Annotated in this window: 22 protein-coding genes; 16 read left to right on the top strand and 6 right to left on the bottom strand. The window is 72.7% G+C overall.

The genetic code is table 11. From position 1 onward, the window contains the following. Window positions 1–275: 275 nt before the first annotated feature. Both FLV34_RS33340 and FLV34_RS33335 read right to left on the bottom strand, forming a co-directional pair. The gene (locus FLV34_RS33340) at window positions 276–860 is read right to left on the bottom strand and encodes an MFS transporter (RefSeq protein ID WP_142648825.1); all 585 of its coding nucleotides are present in this window, start codon (window positions 858–860) and stop codon (window positions 276–278) included. Window positions 861–1,014: 154 nt separating this feature from the next. Then, window positions 1,015–1,974: an AraC family transcriptional regulator gene (locus FLV34_RS33335; RefSeq protein WP_147944985.1), complete on the bottom strand. Its 960-nt coding sequence runs from the start codon at window positions 1,972–1,974 to the stop codon at window positions 1,015–1,017. Between the two features lie 99 nt (window positions 1,975–2,073). On the opposite strand from FLV34_RS33335, the gene FLV34_RS33330 reads away from it, so the two are divergent. The 10 genes from FLV34_RS33330 (at window position 2,074) to FLV34_RS33285 (ending at window position 12,781) form a co-directional block, all read left to right on the top strand. Then, a complete protein-coding gene (locus FLV34_RS33330; protein WP_142648823.1) occupies window positions 2,074–3,030 on the top strand; it encodes an SDR family NAD(P)-dependent oxidoreductase in 957 nt (318 codons plus the stop codon). 59 nt (window positions 3,031–3,089) lie between these two features. Continuing rightward, window positions 3,090–3,314: a hypothetical protein gene (locus FLV34_RS33325; RefSeq protein WP_142648822.1), complete on the top strand. Its 225-nt coding sequence runs from the start codon at window positions 3,090–3,092 to the stop codon at window positions 3,312–3,314. Between the two features lie 74 nt (window positions 3,315–3,388). Continuing rightward, window positions 3,389–4,408: an N-acetylglucosamine kinase gene (locus FLV34_RS33320; RefSeq protein ID WP_142648821.1), complete on the top strand. Its 1,020-nt coding sequence runs from the start codon at window positions 3,389–3,391 to the stop codon at window positions 4,406–4,408. Then, the gene (locus FLV34_RS33315) at window positions 4,405–5,961 is read left to right on the top strand and encodes a glycoside hydrolase family 3 protein (protein WP_147944984.1); all 1,557 of its coding nucleotides are present in this window, start codon (window positions 4,405–4,407) and stop codon (window positions 5,959–5,961) included. The genes FLV34_RS33320 and FLV34_RS33315 overlap by 4 nt, the downstream gene beginning before the upstream one ends. Before the next feature lie 138 nt (window positions 5,962–6,099). Continuing rightward, a complete protein-coding gene (locus FLV34_RS33310; protein WP_142648819.1) occupies window positions 6,100–7,920 on the top strand; it encodes an ABC transporter substrate-binding protein in 1,821 nt (606 codons plus the stop codon). Further along, window positions 7,917–8,951, top strand: a complete 1,035-nt coding sequence (locus FLV34_RS33305; protein ID WP_147944983.1) for an ABC transporter permease — start codon at window positions 7,917–7,919, stop codon at window positions 8,949–8,951. The genes FLV34_RS33310 and FLV34_RS33305 overlap by 4 nt, the downstream gene beginning before the upstream one ends. Next, on the top strand, window positions 8,948–9,880 hold the full coding sequence (locus FLV34_RS33300; protein ID WP_142648817.1) for an ABC transporter permease: 933 nt from the start codon (window positions 8,948–8,950) through the stop codon (window positions 9,878–9,880). Before FLV34_RS33305 ends, FLV34_RS33300 begins: the two co-directional genes overlap by 4 nt. A 5-nt stretch (window positions 9,881–9,885) precedes the next feature. After that, entirely contained in the window at window positions 9,886–10,899 is a 1,014-nt protein-coding gene (locus FLV34_RS33295; RefSeq protein ID WP_142648816.1) for an ABC transporter ATP-binding protein, read from the top strand. Continuing rightward, on the top strand, window positions 10,896–11,903 hold the full coding sequence (locus FLV34_RS33290) for an ABC transporter ATP-binding protein (protein WP_147944982.1): 1,008 nt from the start codon (window positions 10,896–10,898) through the stop codon (window positions 11,901–11,903). Before FLV34_RS33295 ends, FLV34_RS33290 begins: the two co-directional genes overlap by 4 nt. Then, the gene (locus FLV34_RS33285; protein ID WP_142648814.1) at window positions 11,900–12,781 is read left to right on the top strand and encodes a GNAT family N-acetyltransferase; all 882 of its coding nucleotides are present in this window, start codon (window positions 11,900–11,902) and stop codon (window positions 12,779–12,781) included. Before FLV34_RS33290 ends, FLV34_RS33285 begins: the two co-directional genes overlap by 4 nt. A gap of 2 nt (window positions 12,782–12,783) precedes the next feature. Here FLV34_RS33285 and FLV34_RS33280 read toward each other — a convergent pair whose 3' ends face one another. Then, a complete protein-coding gene (locus FLV34_RS33280; protein WP_147944981.1) occupies window positions 12,784–13,890 on the bottom strand; it encodes an exo-beta-N-acetylmuramidase NamZ domain-containing protein in 1,107 nt (368 codons plus the stop codon). A gap of 29 nt (window positions 13,891–13,919) precedes the next feature. Here FLV34_RS33280 and murQ point away from each other — a divergent pair, with 29 nt between their 5' ends. From murQ to FLV34_RS33265, 3 genes are all read left to right on the top strand, one after another. Next, window positions 13,920–14,825, top strand: coding sequence for an N-acetylmuramic acid 6-phosphate etherase (gene murQ, locus FLV34_RS33275; RefSeq protein ID WP_147944980.1), 906 nt, complete (start codon window positions 13,920–13,922; stop codon window positions 14,823–14,825). A gap of 46 nt (window positions 14,826–14,871) precedes the next feature. Further along, a complete protein-coding gene (locus tag FLV34_RS33270; protein ID WP_142648811.1) occupies window positions 14,872–15,900 on the top strand; it encodes a serine hydrolase in 1,029 nt (342 codons plus the stop codon). 78 nt (window positions 15,901–15,978) lie between these two features. Next, window positions 15,979–16,791, top strand: coding sequence for a DUF1206 domain-containing protein (locus FLV34_RS33265; protein ID WP_142648810.1), 813 nt, complete (start codon window positions 15,979–15,981; stop codon window positions 16,789–16,791). Between the two features lie 18 nt (window positions 16,792–16,809). Here FLV34_RS33265 and FLV34_RS33260 read toward each other — a convergent pair whose 3' ends face one another. Further along, window positions 16,810–17,409: a TetR/AcrR family transcriptional regulator gene (locus tag FLV34_RS33260; RefSeq protein WP_147944979.1), complete on the bottom strand. Its 600-nt coding sequence runs from the start codon at window positions 17,407–17,409 to the stop codon at window positions 16,810–16,812. Window positions 17,410–17,547: 138 nt separating this feature from the next. Here FLV34_RS33260 and FLV34_RS33255 point away from each other — a divergent pair, with 138 nt between their 5' ends. Then, window positions 17,548–18,504 carry an SDR family NAD(P)-dependent oxidoreductase gene (locus FLV34_RS33255; protein ID WP_142648809.1) on the top strand — a complete coding sequence of 319 codons (957 nt, stop codon included), beginning with the start codon at window positions 17,548–17,550 and terminating at the stop codon, window positions 18,502–18,504. Window positions 18,505–18,662: 158 nt separating this feature from the next. Here the strand turns inward: FLV34_RS33255 and FLV34_RS33250 are convergent, their stop codons facing one another. Further along, window positions 18,663–19,598: an RNA polymerase sigma-70 factor gene (locus FLV34_RS33250; protein WP_315985223.1), complete on the bottom strand. Its 936-nt coding sequence runs from the start codon at window positions 19,596–19,598 to the stop codon at window positions 18,663–18,665. A gap of 124 nt (window positions 19,599–19,722) precedes the next feature. On the opposite strand from FLV34_RS33250, the gene FLV34_RS33245 reads away from it, so the two are divergent. Beyond that, on the top strand, window positions 19,723–20,568 hold the full coding sequence (locus tag FLV34_RS33245) for an SDR family NAD(P)-dependent oxidoreductase (protein WP_147944978.1): 846 nt from the start codon (window positions 19,723–19,725) through the stop codon (window positions 20,566–20,568). Window positions 20,569–20,896: 328 nt separating this feature from the next. Further along, window positions 20,897–21,196, top strand: a complete 300-nt coding sequence (locus FLV34_RS33235; RefSeq protein WP_142648807.1) for a helix-turn-helix domain-containing protein — start codon at window positions 20,897–20,899, stop codon at window positions 21,194–21,196. Here FLV34_RS33235 and FLV34_RS33230 read toward each other — a convergent pair. After that, window positions 21,193–21,598, bottom strand: a 406-nt coding sequence (locus FLV34_RS33230) for an HNH endonuclease signature motif containing protein (RefSeq protein ID WP_147944977.1), incomplete at its 5' end; no start/stop codon positions are given. The two genes, FLV34_RS33235 and FLV34_RS33230, sit on opposite strands and share 4 nt — an antisense overlap.

Genomic DNA, 21,598 nt, shown 5'->3' with positions numbered 1-21,598 from the left:
GCGTCGTCCCCATGCGTGCGAAGGCAGGAGCCCGCAAGCAGGTCGTGCACGGCACGCCAGGCGTGGCAGGCCGTGCTAGGCAGACCAGGCGTCGGAAGCCATGCGAGGCAGGCCGTGCGCGGCGGACCGTGCGGGCCGTCCCCGGCGATGCCGGGCGGCCCGGCATGACCGGTCGCCGACGCCGAAGGGGCATGCGCGGGCATGCTCCGCCGGTAAAGATCGCTGACGACGCTCCCGGGCCGTACGCGGCCGGGAGCGGGGTGAGGAGGGCCGTCTCAGGCGGACGGCTGGAGAAGGCCCGGCGGGCCGCGCCGGGTGACGCAGTGACGCGGCGCGAGGGAGCGCGGCAGGCTCGGCTCGTCCGGACGCGGCGACGCGGGCGGTGCGAACACCGGCGGTGCCGGATCGGCCGCGATCCGCGTGAGCCGTACGGCGAGCCGTCGCAGCAGCGCCCACAGGGCGGCCTCGCCCCTGGCCAGCCACACCGCCGTCAGCACCACCGCCCAGCCGTGACCGAGCAGCATTCCGATGCCCGGCGCGAGGTGCGCGTGACCGGCCATGGCCTGCCCCGTGAGTACGTGCCCGGACAGGACGTGTGCGCTGGACGCCATGGGCGACGAGAGGGCGAACAGCACGTGCAGCACGGCCTGGAGGGCCGCGAGCAGCGGCAGGATCGAGCGCAGCGTCCGTTCCCCGCCCGAGAGGGGCAGCGCGGCGGCGAAGACCGCCGGCAGGCCCAGCGCCAGCGCGCCGGGGGCGACCATGCCGCCGTTGAACAGGTGCGCCAGCACGCCAAGGCCGAGGCACACCGCGGTGAAGGCGGCGGCTCGGGCAAGGCGGAGAGGCGATGTCACCGGCATGACACAGCCAATATCGCACGCCGGGTGCCCGGTCCCCGTTCCGGCAGGCGCGTCTCCCGCGGTGGCGGGCCGGGCGCCCGCACTGGGCAGGGCAGGCCGTGCCGCTCGCGGACGTCCTGCTCCTCGGCCTGTCGAGGCCGCCGCATGCGGGGGGTCAGCCGGCGGCCTGGGATGCGGGGCCCGGGGCGGCCTCGACGGCCGCGGCGCCCGCGCAGCGACGGCGATACTCGCGCGGAGAGGTGCCGGTGATCCGCTTGAACGCGGTGCTGAGGGCGCTTTCCGAGCCGTAGCCGACGGCGAGGGCGATCGTCGCGAGCGTGTCGTCGCTGACGCGCAGGCGCTGGGCGGCGAGCTCGATCCGCCAGCGGGTGAGGTAGTCCAGGGGACCGAGGCCGGCCGTCTCCTTGAACCGCGCGGCGAGGGTGGACCGGGACACCGCACCGGCCCGTGCCAGCTCCGCGACGGTCCACGGGTAGGCGGGCCGGGCGTGCATGGACCGCAGGGCCGCCGCGACCACGGGGTCGGCGAGACCGGCGAGCAACCCCGACCCCGCGCGGGGCTCGCGGGCCAGATGCAGGCGCAGGATGTGGATGAGCATGACCACGGCGAGATGTTCGGCCACGAGCGTCGAGCCGATCGGACGCCCCTGCAACTCGGCGTCGATCTGCTCGAGGGCCCACCGCACCGCGCTCGCCTCGCCGGTGCCCGCGGGCGCGTGGATGACCGGCGGCAGCCCGTCGAGCAGGAGCACCCGCGCGCGGTCGCCGAACGAGAAGCGGCCGCCGAGGAGGAACGTGTCCACGCCGTCGCCGACATGGGGGAGGCCGTCTCCCGCGGCCGTCCAGAGGGGTCCGGCGTCGACCGGGACGGCGTGAGGATCGCTGAAGAGCGTGAAGGCGAGGGGGTGCGTCAGCAGGAAGCAGTCGCCCTCCTCCAGAGCGATCGGGGCGGTGAGGCCCTCGACGCTCAGGAAGCACCGGCCGCGCCGGACGGTGTTGAACTTCACGCCGTCCGGCGGCTCGAAGCGCACCGCCCAGCTGCCGCCCGCCGTCATTCCCGTGGACAGGTGCGCTCTGGTGCCCAGCAGCGCGAGCACGTCTTCGAGCGGATCCATCTGCTTCCCCCGGGGCGACTCGAGACGAATGGACGACCGATAAAGTTCTACGGACTTTCCAGCATAGATAGTCCGAAGCAGGACTTCTAGCGTGGCCTCATGCACAGCGAAACGACTCGCATCACCACTCCGTTCCACTCGCACGCCACGGCCGAAGAGGTCATCAAGGGGGTGGATCTGTCCGGGCGGCGCGTCGTCGTCACCGGCGGCTCCTCCGGCATCGGCACCGAAACCGTCCGGGTCCTGGCCGAGGCCGGCGCGGAGGTCACCATCGCCACCCGCGATCCCGCCGCGGGGGCGCGGATCGCGGCGACCTTCGCCGACACGCCCGGAACCGTACGGTCGGCCGCGCTCGACCTGGCCGACCTGTCGTCGGTCGCGGCGTTCGTACGCGACTGGAGCGGCCCGCTCGACGTGCTGGTCGCCAACGCCGGAATCATGGCGCTCCCGGTGCGCCAGGTCAGCGCGCAGGGCTGGGAGCTGCAGCTCGCGACGAACTATCTCGGACACTTCGCCCTCACCCTGGGCCTGTACGACAGCCTGCGGGCGGCGGGCCGGGCGCGGATCGTCGTCGTCAGCTCCGGGGCCCATCTCGCCGCGCCGTTCGACTTCGACGACCCGCAGTTCGAGCGCCGGCCCTACGATGCGTGGACGGCCTATGCGCAGTCCAAGACGGCGGACGTCCTGCTCGCGGTGGGGGCGCGCCGGTGGGCGGCCGACGGAATCACGGCGAACGCCCTCAACCCCGGCTGGATCCTCACCAACCTCACGCGCCACATGGACGAAGCGATGATGCGCGAGATGGGCGCGATCGACGAGAACGGCGAGATCATCCCTCAGCCCTACCTCAAGTCGGTCGCCGCGGGCGCGGCGGCGTCGGTGCTGCTGGCGGCCTCGCCCCTGGTGGAGGGCGTGACCGGCCGCTACTTCGAGGACAACCAGGAGGCCCCGCCCGCCGCCCCCGGGATCCCCGGCGGAGTGGCGGCCCACGCGCTCGACCCCGACGCGGCGGATCGCCTGTGGGACTACGGGAGCTCCGTGATCGCGGCGGCTTAGGAAATGTGCCGTTTGGGCACTTCAAGAGATATCGGGGGGCGTGTTCGATAGGGGGAACCATGGCTGTATCGGCAGACCTGGCGAAGCTGCTCGACCGCGAATACGAGGACAAGACCCTTGACGAGATCGTCAAGGCGCCCGTGGAGGCGCTGGCCGGAGTGAGCGCGGAGGACGCGGAGCTGCTGAAGAAGGCCTTCCACGTCAAGACCGTGGGAGACCTGGGCCGCAACAAGTTCTTCCGGGCGGCCACCGCACTCGTCGATCTCACCGACAGCAAGAAATAAGCTGGCATCCCGGCCGTTGTAGAAGATTTCCATCGCCTTGTAGGTTGATGGAAGGTATCTACAAAGGAGCGGCCGTGGGGGCTCTGTTCGTCGGGGTGGACGGGGGAGGCACCAGCACGCGCTGCGTCGTTGTCACCGAGTCGGGCGAGATCGCCGGGCGGGGACGGGCCGGCGGCGCCAACGCGATCTCGGTCCCCGACCCCGCCGCCAACCTGCGCGCCGCGCTGCTCGGCGCGCTGGAGGGCCTCGACCCCGCGCGGGTCGCGGGCGGCGTGTTCGGCCTGGCCGGAGCCGCCCGCGCGGCGGAGGTCGCGGAGCGGGCCTGGCGGGAGGCGGGGCTCGCCGGGCGTCCGGGGGTGGTCGCCGACGTGCTCGTCGCCTTCACCGGCGCCACCGACCAGCCGGACGGCGTGGTCCTGGTGGCCGGCACCGGCGCGATCGGCGCCCGCGTCCGCGACCGCCGGATCGTGCGGCGGGCCGACGGTCTCGGCTGGCTCCTGGGCGACGAGGGGTCGGGCGTGTGGCTGGGCCGCCGGGCCGCCGCCGCGGCGCTGAACGCGGTCGACGGCCGGGGCGCGCCCACCGTGCTGGTCGCCCGGGTGGCCGAGGCCGTCCTCGGGCCAGGGGTGGCCGGCGACGACGGCGGGCCCGCGCTCACCCAGGCCCTGGTGGCGGCCGTGTACGCGCGGGTGGCCGAGTCGGGGCCCGCCTGGCTGGGCACGCTCGCGCCCGTGCTGGACGCCGCCGCCCGCGAGGGCGACGAGGTGGCGCGCGGCATCGTCGCGGAGGCGGCCCGCAGGCTGTGCCGTACGGCACGGGTCGTGGCGGGGGAGTGCGACCGCGGGAGGGGAGCGCGGGCGGAGGGCGGCCCGGACCAGGCGGGCGGCGGGCCGCTGGTGCTCGCCGGGTCGCTGCTGACCGAGCCGACCGAGCTCGCCCACCTGGTCCGGGCCGAGCTGGGCAGGTGGGCCGTGCTGGTGCGCGCCCGGGACAACGCGGCGGGCGCCGCCGCGCTCGCGGTGCGGGCCGCCCTCCCCGGCGACCCCCGTGCCGCCGAGGCGCACCGCGTGCTGATCGGGCAGGAGGTCGCATGATCGGCGGCGAGCTGGACCGGATGGCGATGGCCGTGCTCCAGCCCGGTTTCGAGGGCACCGAGCCGCCCGGGTGGCTGCGGCGGGCGCTCCCGGACGGGCTGGGCGGCGTGGTCCTGTTCGCCCGCAACGTCGACCGTGACGGCGTCCGTGACGGCGTCCGTCACGGCGCCGCTGACAGCACCGGAGAAGGCGCCTCTGCCGGCCCCGCGAACGGAGACGCGGTCGCCGGGACGGCCGCCCTGGTCGCCGAGCTGCGCCGGGAGCGGCCGGACGTGGTCGTCGCCGTTGACGAGGAGGGAGGCGCCGTCACCCGGCTGGAGGCCGCCACCGGCAGCTCCTGGCCGGGCAACATGGCACTGGGCGTCGCCGGAGACGTGTCGCTGACCCGGCGGGTGGCGCGGCAGATCGGCCGGATGGTCGCCGCCGCGGGCGTCACCCTCGACTACGCCCCCGTGGTGGACGTCAACGCCGACCCCCGCAACCCCGTCATCGGCGTGCGGTCCTTCGGCTGCGACCCGGAGGAGGTCGGCCGCCACGGCGCCGCGTGGATCGAGGGACTGCAGAGCGCGGGGGTCGCCGCCTGCGCCAAGCACTTCCCCGGCCACGGCGACACCGTGACCGACTCCCACCTCGCGCTGCCCGCCGTACGGGCCTCCCGCGAGGTGATCGAACGGCGCGACCTGCCGCCGTTCCGGGCCGCCATCGCGGCGGGGGTGCGCGCCGTGATGTGCGGTCACCTGCTGGTCCCCGCCGTCGACACGCTCCCCGCGACGCTGAGCCGGGAGGTGCTCACCGGCCTGCTGCGCGAGGAGCTGGGGTTCGACGGGCTCGCGGTGACCGACGCGATCGAGATGCGCGCGGTCGCCGCCCTGCACGAGCCGGGCGAGATCGCGGTCCGCGCGCTGGCCGCCGGGGCCGACGCGATCTGCGTCGGGGTGTCCTCGGCCGGGGGAGAGAGCGTGTACGCGCTGCGCGACGCGATCACCCGAGCGGTCCGCGAGGGACGGCTGGCGGAGGAACGCCTGGCCGAGGCGGCGGGCCGGGTGCGCGACCTGGCCGCGTGGTACGACGCGCAGGCCGAGGCCAGAGCCGCCGTGGCCCGCGACGCCGACGAGGGCCTCGGCCTGGCGGCGGCGACGGCCGCCCTGCGCGCCACCCCGGCCGACCAGGCGGTGACGCCGCTGACGAAGGCGCCGCTGGTGGTGCACCTGGCGGCGCGGCCCAGCCAGGCCGTCGGCCGCGCGACCCCGCTGAAACTGGGCCAGGCGATCGAGGAGATCCTCCCCGGGACGGTGACGGCCGAGGTGCACGAGGACGGGCGCCTGCCCGACCTGAGCGAGACCGGGCGCCCCCTCGTGATCGCCGTCCACGACGCCGTACGGCACGCCTGGATGCGGCGGCTCCTCGACGACGCGCTGCGGGCCCGCCCGGACGCGGTCGTGGTCGAGACCGGGGTCCCGGGACCGCCCGCCGGCCGGCTCTACCTCGCCACGCACGGCAACTCGACGGCCTGTGCGCGGGCGGCGGCGCGGTGGCTCACCGGGGGCGTCTGACCCTCCTCATGACGATGTCTTCGCAGGTGGTGGCCTCGGGTAAAAATTATCTCCATAGCCTTGTCTGCTCGTGGAAAAAATTGACTCCATCCCGAGAGCGCCCGTATTGTCCAGGCAATCGGGAACCAGGAGCAGCCCATGAAGCGACTCGCAGCGATCATGGCGGTGGCGTCCATCGTCACCGTGACCGCCTGCGGCACTACCGGGACGACGGACACCGCCCAGCAGGGCGGCGGCGTGTACACCACGATCGACGGCAGCAAGCAGATCAACGCGAGCGCGCCGATCAACCCGTTCAACCCCGTCGGGTCGGTCTTCTCGGGATACAACGGCATGGCGCTGGCGTGGCCCAAGAACGACCCCACCGATCCCAACCAGTTCTACCCGGCAATCGCCAAGAGCTGGAGCGTGTCCCCGGACCGGTCGGAGGTCGTCATCCGCCTGCAGCCGGACGCCAGGTGGTCCGACGGCAAGCCGGTGACCAGCGATGACGTGCGGGTCTCGATCGGTCTCGCCTACACCCAGGGCGGCACGGCGTACGCGCTGGACCCGAAGGCGGCCGGCGCCGCCGCCGACATCCAGGTCGTCGATCCCAAGACGATCCGGGTGACCCAGGGCGCCAACCGCAGCTCGACGTTCCTCGCCAACCTGCTGTCGACCGTGGTCGTGCCCGCGCACGTCTTCGGGAAGCTGCTGCCCGCCGACTTCTGGCAGACGCTCAAGGTCGCCCAGCACGGCAAGGGCGCGGCGGCCGAGAAGGCGAAGAACAAGATCACCGGGCTCGCGGAGACGGTCATCGCGTTCGACCCCGGTCACGACGTGTCCGCCGGGCCGTTCGTGCTCGAACGGGTGAACCCCGGCGCGGCGCTGCTGACGCGCAACCCCTACTTCTACGCGCGGCAGAACATCGTGCCGGACAAGGTGAAGATCCTCAACTACACCGGCAACGAGCAGATCTGGAACTACCTGATCGCCGGCCGGCTCGACAACGCCCCCTTCACCTCCGTGCCCACCGCCGTCATGGAGCGCATCCGCCAGGCGAAGGGCAGCAAGATCGTCAAGGGTTACTCGCCGGTGGCCGTCTCCCTCGCGTTCAACGAGGCGCGCAAGCCGTACGACAACGTGCACGTGCGGCGGGCGATGGCCTACCTGATCGACCGCGCCCAGGTCACGAAGATCGCCTCTCCGGAGGGCGGCACCCCCGCCGTCACCACCTCGGGCATCCACGCCGAGGCGGCCCGGGCCTGGCTGGGCGACGCGTTCGACTCGCTCGAGCAGTACCGCGTGAACCCCGCCAAGGCCGACGCCGAGCTGAAGGCGGCCGGCATGACCAAGCGGGGCGGCCACTGGACCCTGCCGGACGGCAGGCCGTGGCAGGTCCGCATCCACGTGCCCGCGTCGTTCTCCGACTGGGTCGCCGCGGCCAAGTCGATCACCAGCCAGCTCGAGGACCACGGCATCGACGCGAGCGTGGTCACCGCCGCCGACTACACGCTCTATCTGGGCGAGCTCGCCGACGGCAAGTACGACCTGGGGTTCTGGCTGATCGGCCTCGGCCCCTCGCCGTACAACATCTTCCAGCGGCTGTTCGGCCAGGCGAACGGCTGGCAGATGTTCGGCGGCAGGCTGCGCCACGTCGCGCCGGGCACCGAGGGCAACTGGATGGGCGGCCCGGAGAAGGTCGACGCGGGCACCGCCGGCATGGTCGACCCCGGCGAGCTGACCAGCAGGCTCAACTACGCGTCCCACGACGAGCAGAAGCGCATCGTCGGCGTCCTGGCCAAGGTCGCCAACGAGCAGCTTCCGGTCGTCCAGCTCTGGGACTACGTGAACACCCAGTTCGTGAACACCTCCCGCTACACCGCGTTCCCGCCCGACGACGACCAGTCCCTGCGGCTGTCGTCCGGCGTGTGGATGCAGCTCGGGATGATCAGGAAAGCGGAGAAGGGGCAGGCATGACGCACGCCGTTCCGGGGCGTCCCCGGCTGGGCGCCATCGCCAGGAAGATCGGCGGCCACCTGGTCCGCGGCCTGGCCATGATCTGGGTCGTCGCCACGATCAGCTTCGTCATCATCCGGGAGATCCCCGGCAACCCCGTGCTCGGGCAGTACGAGAGCCTGATCCAGAAGGGCATGTCGCCCGAGCAGGCCGAGCGGGCCACCGCCGTCCTGTACGGCTTCCTGCCCACCGGCAACCTGTGGCAGCAGTACGTCGGCTACATGGGCTCGCTGCTCCACCTCGACCTCGGGCGTTCGCTCAGCACGCCCGGCGTGGAGGTCACCACGCTCATCGGGCACGCCGCCCGGTGGACCGTGCTGCCGGTCCTCGCCGGCACGCTGCTGAGCTTCCTGCTCGGCGTCACCATGGGCGTCTACGCCGCGATCAAGCGGTCGGGCAAGCTCGGCGACATGCTCGCGCTGTCCGGCTCGCTGCTGCACGGCGTGCCGGTGTACGTCATCGGCCTGCTGCTCACCGCGATCTTCGCCACGCTGTGGCCGATCATGCCGTCCGGCGGCCCGGTGGACGTCGAGTTCGTCCCCGGCTTCAACGCCGGATACATCGGCTCGCTGATCCATCACGCGGTGCTGCCGGTCGTCACGTACACGCTGGCCAGCTATGGCGGGTGGATCCTCGCGATGAAGTCGAACGTGGTCGCCGTGCTCGGCGACGACTTCATCCTCGCGGCCGAGCTGCGCGGCCTGAAGCGGGGCTTCGTGTTCCGGTACCTCGCGCGCAACGCGATCCTGCCGCTGTTCACGATCCTCGCCCTGTCGATCGGCATGCTGTTCGGCGGCTCGATCTTCATCGAGGAGATCTTCAACTACCCGGGCCTCGGCCTGCTGCTCGTCAACAGCATCAGCAGCCGCGACTACGCGCTCATGGGCGGCACGTTCCTGGTGATCACGGTCGGCATCGTCGTCGCCAACATCGTCGCCGACCTGCTGTACACGGTGATCGACCCCCGGGTCAGGAGCGGAGGCGCGGCATGACCGTCATCGTCAACCCGGAAGGGACGATCAGCCCCGGCGCCCTGCCCGCCGGCACCACCCGGGCGACGCTGCGGCGCAACTTCTGGCGCGGGGTGTGGCGGGTGCTGCGGCGCAAGCCCAGCCGCATGGCCGGGGTGGTCATCGTGGCCCTGTTCGCGCTCATGGGCGTGGCCGGGCCGCTGCTCTACCCCGCCCAGCTGCCGCGCGACGACAACGCGCTGTACGCGCCGCCGAGCCTGGCCCACCCCTTCGGCACCGACTTCGAGGGCACCGACGTGCTCGCGCTGGTCGTCACCGGCGCGCGCTACGTGCTGCTCACCGGCCTGGCCACGGCCGTCATCACGGTCGCCCTCGGCACGCTCATCGGCCTGGTCGCGGGCTTCCACCGCGGCCGGTGGGACTCGCTGCTGATGCGGCTGACCGACATGAACCTCGCGATCCCCGGCCTGCCGCTGCTGCTCGTGCTGTCCACGGTGTGGAAGTTCGAGAGCCCTCTGGAGATGGGCCTGGTGCTCGGCGTGCTCGGCTGGGGCGGCATCGCCCGCGCCGTGCGGTCCCAGACGCTGTCGCTGCGCGAGCGCGGCTTCATCGAGGCCGCCCGCGGGCTCGGCCTGCCCACCCGGCACATCATCGGCCGCGAACTGCTGCCGAGCATGGCGCCGTACATCGCGATGAACATGCTCATCGCCGTCACCGGCGCGGTGTACGCCCAGGTGGGCCTGTTCTTCCTCGGCGTGCTGCCGTTCGAGTCGAACAACTGGGGCGTGATGCTGAACCTCGCCGTGTTCAACGGCGGGGCGCTCACCACCCCCGCCGCGCTGCCGTACCTGCTGGCCCCGCTGATCGCGATCCTGTTGCTCACGCTGGGCATCGTGCTGATCGTGGACGCGATGGACGAGATCTTCAATCCCCGCCTGCGGGAGGAGTAGCCCTGATGTCTAATGAAACGGCCGCCCCCGGGGTCCGGATCCGGGACCTCACGGTCGTCTACAAGACGCCCGCGGGCGAGCTGCCCGCCGTACGCGGCGTCGACCTCACCCTCGCCCCCGGCACGATCACCGGCGTCGTCGGCGAGTCGGGCTCGGGCAAGTCGACCCTCGCGCTCTCCCTGCTCAACGCCGTCCAGCCGCCCGGCAGGATCGCGGCCGGCAGTGTCGAGATCGACGGCCTCGGCGACGTCCTGACGCTGCGCGGCGAGGACCTGCGCCGCGCCCGCGGTCGCCAGGTCGGATACGTCTTCCAGGCCGCGCAGAACTCGCTGAACCCGCTGAAGACCATCGGCAAGCAGCTGCTCGACCTCGGCCGGTCCCACGAGGTGGAGGACCTGCGGGGGCTGGTGCGCGACGCCAAGGACCTGCTGGCCCGCATGGGCATGGACGGCGCCCGGGTGCTCGACTCCTACCAGCACGAGCTGTCCGGCGGCATGCGCCAGCGGGTCGGCATCATGCTCGCGCTCGTCCTGAACGCCAAGGTCGTCGTTCTGGACGAGCCGACCACCGCCCTCGACATGATCACCCAGGCCACGATCCTGCGGATCATCCGCGAGGTCCACGAGGAGCGGGCGCTCACCACGCTCGTCATCACCCACGACGTCGGCGCGGTCGCCGAGGTCGCCGACAGCCTCGCCGTCATGTACGGCGGCCGGGTGGTCGAGCACGGCCCGGTGACCGAGGTGCTCGGCGAGGCCCGGCACCCGTACACGCAGGGCCTGATCAGGGCAATCCCGCGCCTGACGGGCGACCTGTCGCTGGCCCGGGCGCTGCCCGGCCGCCCACCGACGCTCGGGACGCTGCCCACGCAGGGCTGCGTGTTCCGCGCCCGCTGCGAGCGGCGCATGGAGGTGTGCGAGACCGACGAGCCCGTGGCCGTCAACCGGGACGGCCGCACCGTCGCCTGCCACGCCGCCGACCGCCACCTCACGCTGATCAAGCGGAAGGAGTTCGTGTGATCACGGGAACCGGGATCACCAAGGTCTTCAAGCAGCGCGGCGGCGTGCTCGGCGCCCGCGAGGTGCCCGCGCTGCGCGGCGTGGACTTCGCCATCGCCAAGGGCGGCGCGGTCTCGTTCATCGGCGAGTCCGGCAGCGGCAAGACCACCCTCGGCCGCATCATCGCCGGGCTGGAGAGCCACGACGCCGGCGAGATCGTCATCGACGACGTGCCGATGTCGTCGCTCAGCCACCGCAGGCGGCAGCCGTACTTCCGCCGCGTCCAGCTCATCCACCAGGACCCGTACTCGGCGCTCAACCCCACCCGGACGATCCACCAGACGCTGGAGGCGCCGCTGAAACTGCGCGCCAAGCAGACGGGCCGCCCGAGGTCGTGGGTCGACGGGCGGGCCGCGGAGCTGCTGGCGATGGTCGGCATCGACCCCGGCTACGTGCTCCCGCGCTATCCCCACCAGCTCTCGGGCGGCATGCGGCAGCGTGTCGTGATCGCCCGCGCGCTCACCATGGACCCCGAGGTGCTCGTCGCCGACGAGGCCGTCTCGATGATCGACGTGTCGCTGCGCCTGGGCATCCTCGCCCTGCTGAAGGACCTGCGCGAGCGGCTGAACGTCGGCGTGCTGTTCATCACCCACGACATCGCCACCGCCCGCTACATCGGCGACGACGGCGAGCTGTACGTGCTCTACCGCGGCCAGGTCGTCGAGCGGGGCGCCACCGAGAAGATCATCGCGGACCCGGTCCATCCGTACACGCAGTCGCTGCTGTCGGCCATCCCGGTGCTGCACGGCCTCGAACGGCCGGGCGCCGAGCGGGTCGTGCCGAAGGAGATGCAGCGGGAGGGCGAGCCCGACGCCGGCTGCCTGTTCGCCCGGCGCTGCCCGTTCAGCACCGAACGCTGCGCGAACGAGATGCCCGTGCTGGCCCGCGACCAGGACATCGAGCAGGAGTACGCCTGCTTCCACCCGAGGCGGCGCAGCGTGATCCCGGTGGGGGTGGTCGAGTGACGGACATCCTCCCGGCCGAGGCCGACGAGTCGCTGGAGCGCCTGGCCGCTGCCGCGCTGTGGGCCGACGCCGAGGAGGCCCCCCTGGTCGTACGGCACCTGGCGGGCCCGCCGGAGGACCGGGTGTGGACCGTCCTGGCCACCCGCGACCGGGACGGCGCCGTGTTCGCGTCGATCGGCGCGGACGGCGCCGGTCACATCGACCTGATCGCCGTGGACCCCGCCGCCCGGGGCCGGGGCATCGGGCGGGCGCTCGTCGGCGCGGCCGAGGAGTGGATGCGGGGGCACGGCGCGGCCGAGGCGAGGTTCGCCGGCAATCCGCCCTGCTACGCCTGGCCCGGCATCGACGTGCGCTACACCCCGGCCGCCTGCCTGGCCGAGCGCCTGGGATACGAGCAGTATCGCGTGGCCTGGAACATGACGGCCGACCTGCCCGCCCGCTACGACGAGGCCGAGCACGAGGCCGACCTGGCGAAGCTCGCCGCCGCCGGGGTCACCGTCACCGCGGCCCCCGTGGGGGAGCGCGCGGCGGTCGCGGCGTTCGTCCGCGAGCAGTGGAACGACAAGTGGGCCTGGGAGGCCGAGAACGCCACCGGCCTCCACTATGCCTACCGCGACCGGGCCTATCGCGACGGGGAGATCCTCGGCTTCGCCGCCTGGGGCGCCAGGCCGCTGTGGTTCGGGCCGATGGGCACGGCGCCTGCCGCCCGCGGTCTCGGCGTGGGCCGGGTGCTGCTGCGCCGCTGCCTCGACGAGCAGGCCGCCGCCGGGCAGACGTCCGCGCAGATCGGCTGGGTGGGCCCGCTCCGCTTCTACTCCCGGGCGGTGGGCGCCCGCGCCGAGCGGGTGTTCTGGCTCTACCGCCGCGCGCTGGGCTGATGTCAGTCGTACAGCAGTTCGCCTCGGGGCGGGCCCGGCGGAGGACACAGCCCCCGGGGGTCGCGGCCCGCTTCAAGGTGCTCGCGCAGCGACGCCGAGCCCCACAGCAGGTCGAGGAACGGCTCGCAGGCGAAGTCGTCCGGATAGAGGGCGCGCAGCACGTGCAGGACGGACACGCCCGTGAGCACCGGCAGGAAGGCAGCCCTGTCGGTCACGTGGAGCTGCGCGCCGCGCACCACGACGCCCGCGTGCCTGCCGAACGTCGGCGTGAACCACGTGTCGCGGAAGCGCACGCCGGGCAGGCCGAGGTCGTTCAGCGCGGCGGCGAACCGCCCGTCCGCGTACGGCGCGCCGACCAGCTCGAACGGCCGGGTCGTGCCCCGGCCCTCGGCGGCGTTCACGCCCTCCAGCAGCCCGGTGCCGGGATAGACCAGGGCGGTGTCGGGGGTCGGCATGTTGGCCGACGGCATCACCCAGGGCAGCCCGGTGCGGTCGAAGTGCCACTCCCTGCGCCAGCCCTCCATCGGCACGACCTCCAGCTCGCACCCGAGCGACCGGTTGACCGACAACGCGATCTCGCCCGGCGTCAGGCCGTGCCGTACGGGCAGGGGGGCACGGCCGACGAAGCTCGCGAACGCCGGGTCGAGCACCGGGCCCTCGGCCACCGCGCCGCCGATCGGATTGGGCCGGTCGAGCACGGTGAACGGCAGGCCGAGCCGGGCCGCCGAGCCCATGAGGTCGTACATCGTCCAGACGTAGGTGTAGAAGCGCGCGCCCACATCGCACACGTCGAAGACGAGCGCGTCCACCCCGGACGAGGCGACCAGCGCGTCGAGCTCGCCGCCGGTCCTCTGGTAGGTGTCCAGCACGGGCAGGCCGGTGACCGGGTCGACGGTGTCGCCCTCGCCACCGCCTGCCTGGGCCGTGCCGCGCAGGCCGTGCTCGGGGCCGAACACCGTGGTCACGGGCACTCCGGCGGCCAGCAGTGCCGGCGCGGCGGCGGTCAGATCGGGCAGGACTCCGGTGGGGTTGGTGACGAGGCCCACCCGTCGCCGCCCGGCCTTCGGCGCGCTCACCAGCAGCTCAAGACCCGTACGCACGCGATCCATGAAGTCTCCGAAGCCGAGGAACCACGACCATGACGCACTCACTCGCCGCTCTCGCCACCGAACAGAGCGATCCCCGCTACAGCGGGATCGACACGCTCCCGACGGAGGAGATCGCGCGGCTCATGAACACGGCCGACGCCGCCGTCCCGGCCGCGGTGGGCCGGGCAATCCCGGCGATCTCCGCGGCCATCGACGCGATCGCCGCGCGGATGGGCGACGGGGGCAGGCTCCTCTACGTGGGCGCGGGCACCTCCGGGCGGCTCGCGGTGCTCGACGCGTCCGAGTGCCCGCCGACCTTCGGCACACACCCCGACCTGGTGCAGGGCATCATCGCGGGCGGCGAGGCCGCGCTCGTGCGCTCCGTCGAGGGCGCCGAGGACGACGCCGAGGCGGGCGCCGCCGTGATCCGCGACAAGCACGTCGGCCCGCTCGACTCCGTCGTCGGCATCTCCGCCAGCGGGCGCGCGCCGTACGTCGTCGCTGCGGTCGAGCAGGCCCGGCGGCTCGGCGCGCTGACCGTGGGACTGGCCTGCAACACCGGCACCCCGCTCGCGCGGGCCGCCGATCACGGCATCGAGGTCATCGTGGGGCCCGAGGTGGTCACCGGCTCGACCCGGCTGAAGGCCGGTACCGCCCAGAAGCTGGTCCTCAACATGATCTCCACGATCACCATGATCAGGTCGGGCCGCACGTACGGGAACTTCATGGTCGACGTCGTGGCCAGCAACTCCAAGCTCGTCGACCGGGCGGCCCGCATCGTCTCCGAGATCACCGGCGCGCAGGTGCTGCGGGCCCGGGAGGTCCTGGAGAGCGCCGGACGCGACGTGAAGACGGCCGTCGTGATGATCGAGCGTGGGGTGGGCGCCGACGAGGCGCGGAAGCTGCTCGCGGCGCACGGCAACCGGCTCGGCCCGGCGCTGCGCAGTGCCCGATAACACAGTGCCCGATAACACAGTGCCCGATAACGCAGCTCTTGACGGGATGTCCGCGCTCGAAGACGTCCTGCGGGCGGCCGTGCCCGAGGTCGCCTCGGCGGCGGTCGCCGTGATCGCCCTTGACGGGCGCACGGTCGCCGAGGCCGCCGTGGGCGAGGCCGTGCGATACGCCGACCCGTCCGGGGAACTGCTGCCAGAACGACCGGCCGTGACCATGGACGCGCTGTTCGACCTCGCCTCCGTGACCAAGCTGTTCACGGCCACGGTGCTGGTCTCGCTGGCCCAGGAGGGCGTGCTCGACCTCGACGAGCCGGTGGCCGTACGGCTGCCCCGGTTCTACGGGCACCGCCCCGAGATCACCGTGCGGCACCTGCTGACGCATTCGGCGGGCCTGCCCGCGAGCCGCCGGGTGGAGAAGGAGCCGGAGGACGCCCGCTGGGATCTGGTGCTGTCCACGCCCGTGCAGGGGCCGCCGGGGACGCACCGGTACTCCGACGTCGGCATGATCACGGCCGGGCGGGTGGCGGAGGCCGCCGGCGGCGCGCCGCTGGACGTGCTCGTGCGCGAACGGGTCACCGGGCCGCTCGGGCTCGGCACCACGACGTACGGGCCGGTCGAGCCGGGCCTGGCCGTCGCCACCGAGTTCAAACGTGGCACGTGCGTGCGGGGTGAGGTGCACGACGAGACGGCCCACGCGCTGGGCGGCGTGGCCGGGCACGCCGGGCTGTTCTCCACCGCCGCCGACCTCGCCCGCTTCGGCGAGGCGCTGCGCACCGGCGGCGGGCCGGTCCTGTCGCCCTCCTGGACCGCCGAGATGCTGCGCGACCAGGGCGTGCCCGGCGCCGCCTTCCGGCAGGGGCTCGGCGTGCGCATCGACGACCCGGCCACCGTGGGGCCCCTCGCGGGCGCGTTCGGCCACTCGGGCTTCACCGGCACGTCGCTGGTCGTCGATCCCGTCCGCCGGCTGACCGTCGTGCTGCTCACCAACAACGTCCACCCGCTGCGGGGCCGCCCCGGCATCCGCGACCTCCGGCACGCCGTCGCGGCGGAGGCCCTGCGTCTGGCCGATGTTTGATCCTCCTCTCCCTGGTCAGTAGGTGACCGCCCAGTGGGTGACCGGTCACCCGGACCGATCGTGAGGAGAGGAGCCGTGATGACGACCGCGCATCAGGCCGGCCGCCGTCTCGAGGGGGCGGCCCGCAGAGCGGCCGATCACCCCGTGCTGGAGAGGCTCGCCAAGGCCGGGTTCGCCGCCCGGGGCGTCCTTTACGCGATCATCGGCCTGGTCGCGCTGCACATCGCCTTCGGCGGCGGCGGGCAGGCCGACAAGAGCAGCGCGCTCCAGATCGTCCGCGACGCGCCCCTGGGCGACCCCCTGCTGTGGGTCATGGCGGCCGGCCTGGCCGCTTTGACGATCTGGCAGGTCTCCGAGGCCGTCTGGGGCACTCCCGGGGTCAAGGAACGCGTGCAGGCCGCGGCCAAGGCCGTCGTCTACGCCGCCCTGGTGTTCTCGATCGTGGCGCTGCTCACGCGCAACCAGCCGGCCTCCTCGTCCGACAGCAAGTCGCAGGACGTAACCAAGACGCTGTTCGAGCTGCCGGGCGGGCAGTTCCTGGTCGGCCTGATGGCGCTCGGCGTGCTCGCCCTCGGTGCCTTCTGGATCTACGCGGGCTGGACCGCGAAGTTCATGAAGGACATGAACGTGACCGAGCCCCGGGCCCGTGGTGTCGTCGTCAAGCTCGGCAAGGCCGGTTACATCGCCCGCGGCGTCATCGCGCTGGCCGCCGGCGTCCTGATCGGCCGGGCCGCCCTCACGTACGACCCCGGCAAGGCGGCCGGCGTCGACGGCGCGGTGAAGGCGCTCGCCGACACCCCGGCCGGTCCCTGGCTGCTCGTCGTGGTCGCCGTGGGCCTGGTGCTGTTCGCCGTCTACTGCTTCGCGGAGGCCCGCTGGCACCGGGTGTGAGTGCCGCAGGCCCTCTGCTCAGGCCGGCGCGCCCGGCGCCCCGCGGCGCAGGCCGTCCATCAGCAGGTCGAGCAGGCGCCCGGCCTGCTCGCGCTGGGCGGCCTCCCCGGCGGCGAGGCAGATGCCGTTCACGCCGGTGAGCACGTCCTCGGGTGGCACGTCCCGCCGCAGGACCCCGGTCGCCGCGCCCGCGTCGAGCAGCGTGCCGATCGCGCCGAGCAGCCGGTCGCGGCTCTGCGCGTACGGGTTCGAGCCGGAGGCGATCACTGCCCGCAGGGCGTCGGCCATGCCCCGCTTGGTCGCCAGGTAGTCGATGAAACGGTCCATCCAGGTGCGCATCGCCTCGTCGGGCGGCATCTCGGCCACGAGCTCGGCCGCCGCGTCGCACAGCTTCGCCAGCTCGTTGCGGTAGGCCGCCTCGATCAGCGCCTCCCGGGTGGGGAAGTGGCGATAGAGCGTGCCGATGCCGACACCGGCCTCCTTCGCGATCGCGTCGAGCGTGACATCCGGCCCGTCGTGGGAGAACGCCCGCGCGGCGACGTCGAGCAGCCGCTCGCGGTTGCGCCGGGCGTCGGCACGCAACGGCTTGGCCGCGGGGGGTCGAGCGGGGGTGGACACAGCTCCTCCACGAGCACGAGTTGCTAAACGGAGGACCCTCCGATTAGAGTTCCAGGCGTACCGGAGGTTCCTCCGGTTTTCCTGATTGTAGCGGCCGGCGCCCCAGAAGGGCCGCCGCCGTAGGGGACGGGGACGAACATGACTCAGACCACCCGCATCACCACGCCGTTCACCACGCCGTTCAATGGGCAGTCCACCGCGGCCGAGGTCATGGAGGGGATCGACCTGCGCGGGCGGCGGGCGATCGTGACCGGCGGCGCGTCGGGCATCGGCGTCGAGACCGCGCGGGCGCTTGCCGCGGCGGGCGCGGAGGTGACGATCGCGGTCCGCGACCTCGACGCGGGCAAGCGGACCGCCGACGACATCGCCGCCACGACCTCAGGAGCGTCCGTCGTCGTCGCGCCGCTGGACCTCGCCGACCGGGCCTCCGTCGCGGCGTTCGTCGCGGCGTGGGAAGGGCCGCTGCACATCCTGGTCAACAACGCCGGCGTGATGGCCTGCCCGGAGACGCGGACGCCGGAGGGCTGGGAGCTGCAGTTCGCGACCAACCACCTCGGTCACTTCGCGCTGGCCACGGGCCTGCGCCCGGCGCTCGCCGCGGCCGGCGGCGCCCGCGTCGTGTCGGTCAGCTCCAGCGCCCACCTGCGCTCGCCGGTCGTTTTCGACGACATCCACTTCAACGAGCGCCCGTACGACCCGTGGCTCGCGTACGGGCAGTCGAAGACGGCCAACGTGCTGTTCGCGGTCGAGGCCGCCCGGCGGTGGGCCGGCGACGGCATCGCGGTCAACGCGCTCATGCCCGGCGGCATCCCCACCGGCCTGCAGCGGCACCTGGAGCCCGACTACATCGAGCGTCGCCGCGCGCTGGGCAGCTCGACCGGCGTGACGTGGAAGAACACCGAGCAGGGCGCGGCCACCTCCGTGCTGCTCGCCGCCTCGCCGCTGGTCGAGGGCGTCAGCGGACGCTACTTCGAGGACAACCAGGAGGCGGAGGTCGTCGAGTCGGGCGAGGGCCGGGGCGTCGCGGCGTACGCGGTCGACCCGGAGGCCGCCACCCTCCTCTGGCAGGTGTCGGCGGACCTGCTCGACCTGTAGATCCTTGAGCACTCCGGCCGGGCTCGCCGTTTCCGGCGCCCGCGTCACCGCGCCGGCCGGAGCGCCTCTCGCCGTCCGGCGCGTGCGGGGGCCGCGTCGGACGGCGGTGCCGCAGCGCGGCCGACAACGCCAGGATCGCCGCTGTGGTCGCCCGCCGATCAAGAGGTCCGCTGGTCGCGCCGGGTCTGCTTCTTCTCGCGGATGACCGCGTGGGCGTCGGCGACGGGGCCGAGGTGGGCGAGCTTGTCGGGATTGACGATCGAGCGGATGGTCTGGATGCGTCCGTCGAGGATGTCGAACGTCCAGACGTTGAAGACGCGGCCCTCGCGGTCGCGGATGATCAAGCCAGGCTGGCCGTTCACCTCGTGCGCCTCCAGCACCGCGCCGATCCGGGCGAACGGCGGGATGGTGACCGACAGCACCCGGGCGACCCTCGCGGCGCCGAAGAGGGGGATCGTGCTCCCGATCTTGCCGGCGCCGTCGTTGACGAGCTGGACGTCGGCGGCCAGCAGTTCCCGCAGCCCCGCGACGTCCCCCTCCCGCATCGCGTGGAGGAACCGCCCGGCGAGCCGGTCACGCGCCTGGCGATCCGCCTCGAAGCGGGGCCTGCCCGCGTCCATGTGACGGCGCGCCTGCAGCGCGAGCTGGCGGCAGGCCGCCTCCGACCGCTCCACCGCGTCGGCGATCTCCCGGTAGCTGCAGGCGAACACCTCACGGAGCACGAAGACGGCGCGTTCGAGCGGGCTGAGCCGCTCCAGCAGGATCAGCGCCGCCATCGACAACGAGTCGGACAGCTCCGCCGACCGCTCAGGGTCCTGGTAGGGGTCGGTCAGCAGTGGCTCGGGGAACCACGGCCCGACGTACGCCTCGCGCCGCACGCGGGCCGAGCGCAGCACGTCGATCGAGATCCGCGTCACCGTCGCCGACAGGAACGCCTTGGGCGACTCGGCCTGGGTCGCGGAGCCTTCGTAGCGCAGCCAGGCCTCCTGCACCGCGTCCTCGGCCTCGCTCACGCTGCCCAGGATGCGATAGGCGATCGCGAACAGCAGCGGCCTCAGTTCCTGGAACTCCTCGACGCGGGTCACGCCGACCATTGATATCACCATGCCGGACAAAGATGACATTGTGCCGCAGGTCACACTCGGGCGATCTCACGTCTGCGCCGGCCGTCTCGTCCAGGGGGTTGTAACGGCTGAACGCAGCAACAAGGAGCACGCCATGCAGAAGGTCTGGTTCGTCACCGGCTCGTCCCGCGGCCTGGGCCGCAACTTCGTGGAGGCCGCCCTGTCGCGCGGCGACAAGGTCGCCGCCACCGCCCGCGACACCGCGAGCCTGAAGGCGCTGGCCGACACCTATGGGGACGCGGTGCTCCTCCTGGAGATGGACGTGACCGACAGGGCCGCCGTCTTCGAGAGCGTGCGGCGCGCCAAGGAGCACTTCGGGCGGCTCGACGTCATCGTCAACAACGCGGGCTACGCCCAGGTCGGCGCGATCGAGGAGCTCACCGAACAGGAACTGCGCGACCAGCTCGAAACCAACCTGTTCGGCGCGGTGTGGGTGGTCCAGGCCGCGCTGCCCCACCTGCGCGAGCAGCGCTCGGGGCACATCATCCAGCTGTCCTCGGCCGCCGGGGTGATCGCGATGCCGCTCGGCGGCGCGTACCACGCCTCAAAGTGGGCCCTGGAGGGCCTCAACGAGGCGCTCGCCGGCGAGGTCGCCGAGTTCGGCGTCAAGCTGACCATCATCGAGCCCGGCGGCTTCGCCACCCGGAACGGCAACAACCCCGACCCGCTGGCCAACGGCCACATGGCCACGCCCGACCCGGCGTACGACGGTCTCCGTCAGCGCCTCGGGGCGCTGACCGGGAAGTTGCCCGCGGGCGACCCGGCCGCCGCGGCGCAGGCACTGCTGAAGCTCGTGGACTCCGACAACCCGCCGCTGCGGGTGCTGTTCGGCAAGGGCTTCCACCCGCTGATCGAGCAGGCATACGCCGCCCGCCTCAAGACCTGGTCCGACTGGCAGGACCTCTCCATCGAGGCGCACGGCAACCTCGAAGCCCGCTGACACAGGCGGAAGGCCGCAGCCCCAGAGCCCGATCACCGTCGCAGGCCGGACCGGCACCATGCTGCTCGACTGAGACAAGATCGCAGCAGCCCACGTCTTAGAAGCGGCGTGGGCTGCCCGCTGCTCGAACCTTTGGTTCCATCTCTTCCGGGACGCGGTTCCCATCACCTACTGGATCGCGCCGGGAAGACGCATCATTCTGCTTACGGCCTTCCGCAAAGGGACTGTACAAACAGCGGATGCGGGAGATGGCCGAGATCGAGCGAGCTGTGCGGGCGATGCGGCGATGTATCGCGGAGGCGCACACGGCGGACGGGGAGTGATCGACATGGGCGAGCGCAAGGCATGGTCGGACAAACGCGCCGAGATCATGAGTCGTCCAGGCACCGGAGCCGCTTATGAGGCCGCTCGCCTCCGCTTCGAACTCGGTGACGCGGTGCGGCGACGTCGGGAGGAGCTCGGCCTGACGCAGACGGAGCTGGCCGAGCGCGCGGGTCTCAAGCAACCTGCTGTCGCCCGCTTCGAGGCCGGCGGCACCATGCCCATCCTTCCCATGCTGGAGCGTCTCGCCGAAGCCCTTGAGGTCCGGCTCAGTGTCCAGTTCCAGCCCCTTCACCAAGCGAGTTAGACGCGCGGCCGTCTGCTCCCGATCCGGTGGTAGGTGAAGGCCCAGCGGTCTTCGCCTACGTTGCGGCGGGTGTAGCGGTCGGGGTGCTGGTAGCGGTCGCGGTTGTGGAACTGGCAGGCCGGTCCCAGCAGCTTCAGGTCGGTGAGCCCGCCGGTGCTCCAGTTGTCGGCGTGGTCGATCTGGCACATGGTCGCCGGGAGCGGGCAGCCGTCGATCCAGCAGGTGGCGTAGCGGGCGTAGATGGCCCGGCGTTGGGCGGGGGTGGCCAGGCGGACTTTTCGGCCCATGTCGAGCACCTGCCCGTCGGCGTTCATGACGATCCGCACCAACGTGCTGGTGCGGGCGAGGCGGTGCACGCTGGAGAGCGGGAGCACCTGCCCGGTCGCCGGCAGCAACCCCGGC

The organism is Microbispora sp. CSR-4, from assembly GCF_008033685.1.
Lineage (GTDB): Bacteria > Actinomycetota > Actinomycetes > Streptosporangiales > Streptosporangiaceae > Microbispora.
Note: the sequence above shows the minus strand (reverse complement) of the source record. Positions and strands in the feature narration are given on the sequence as shown.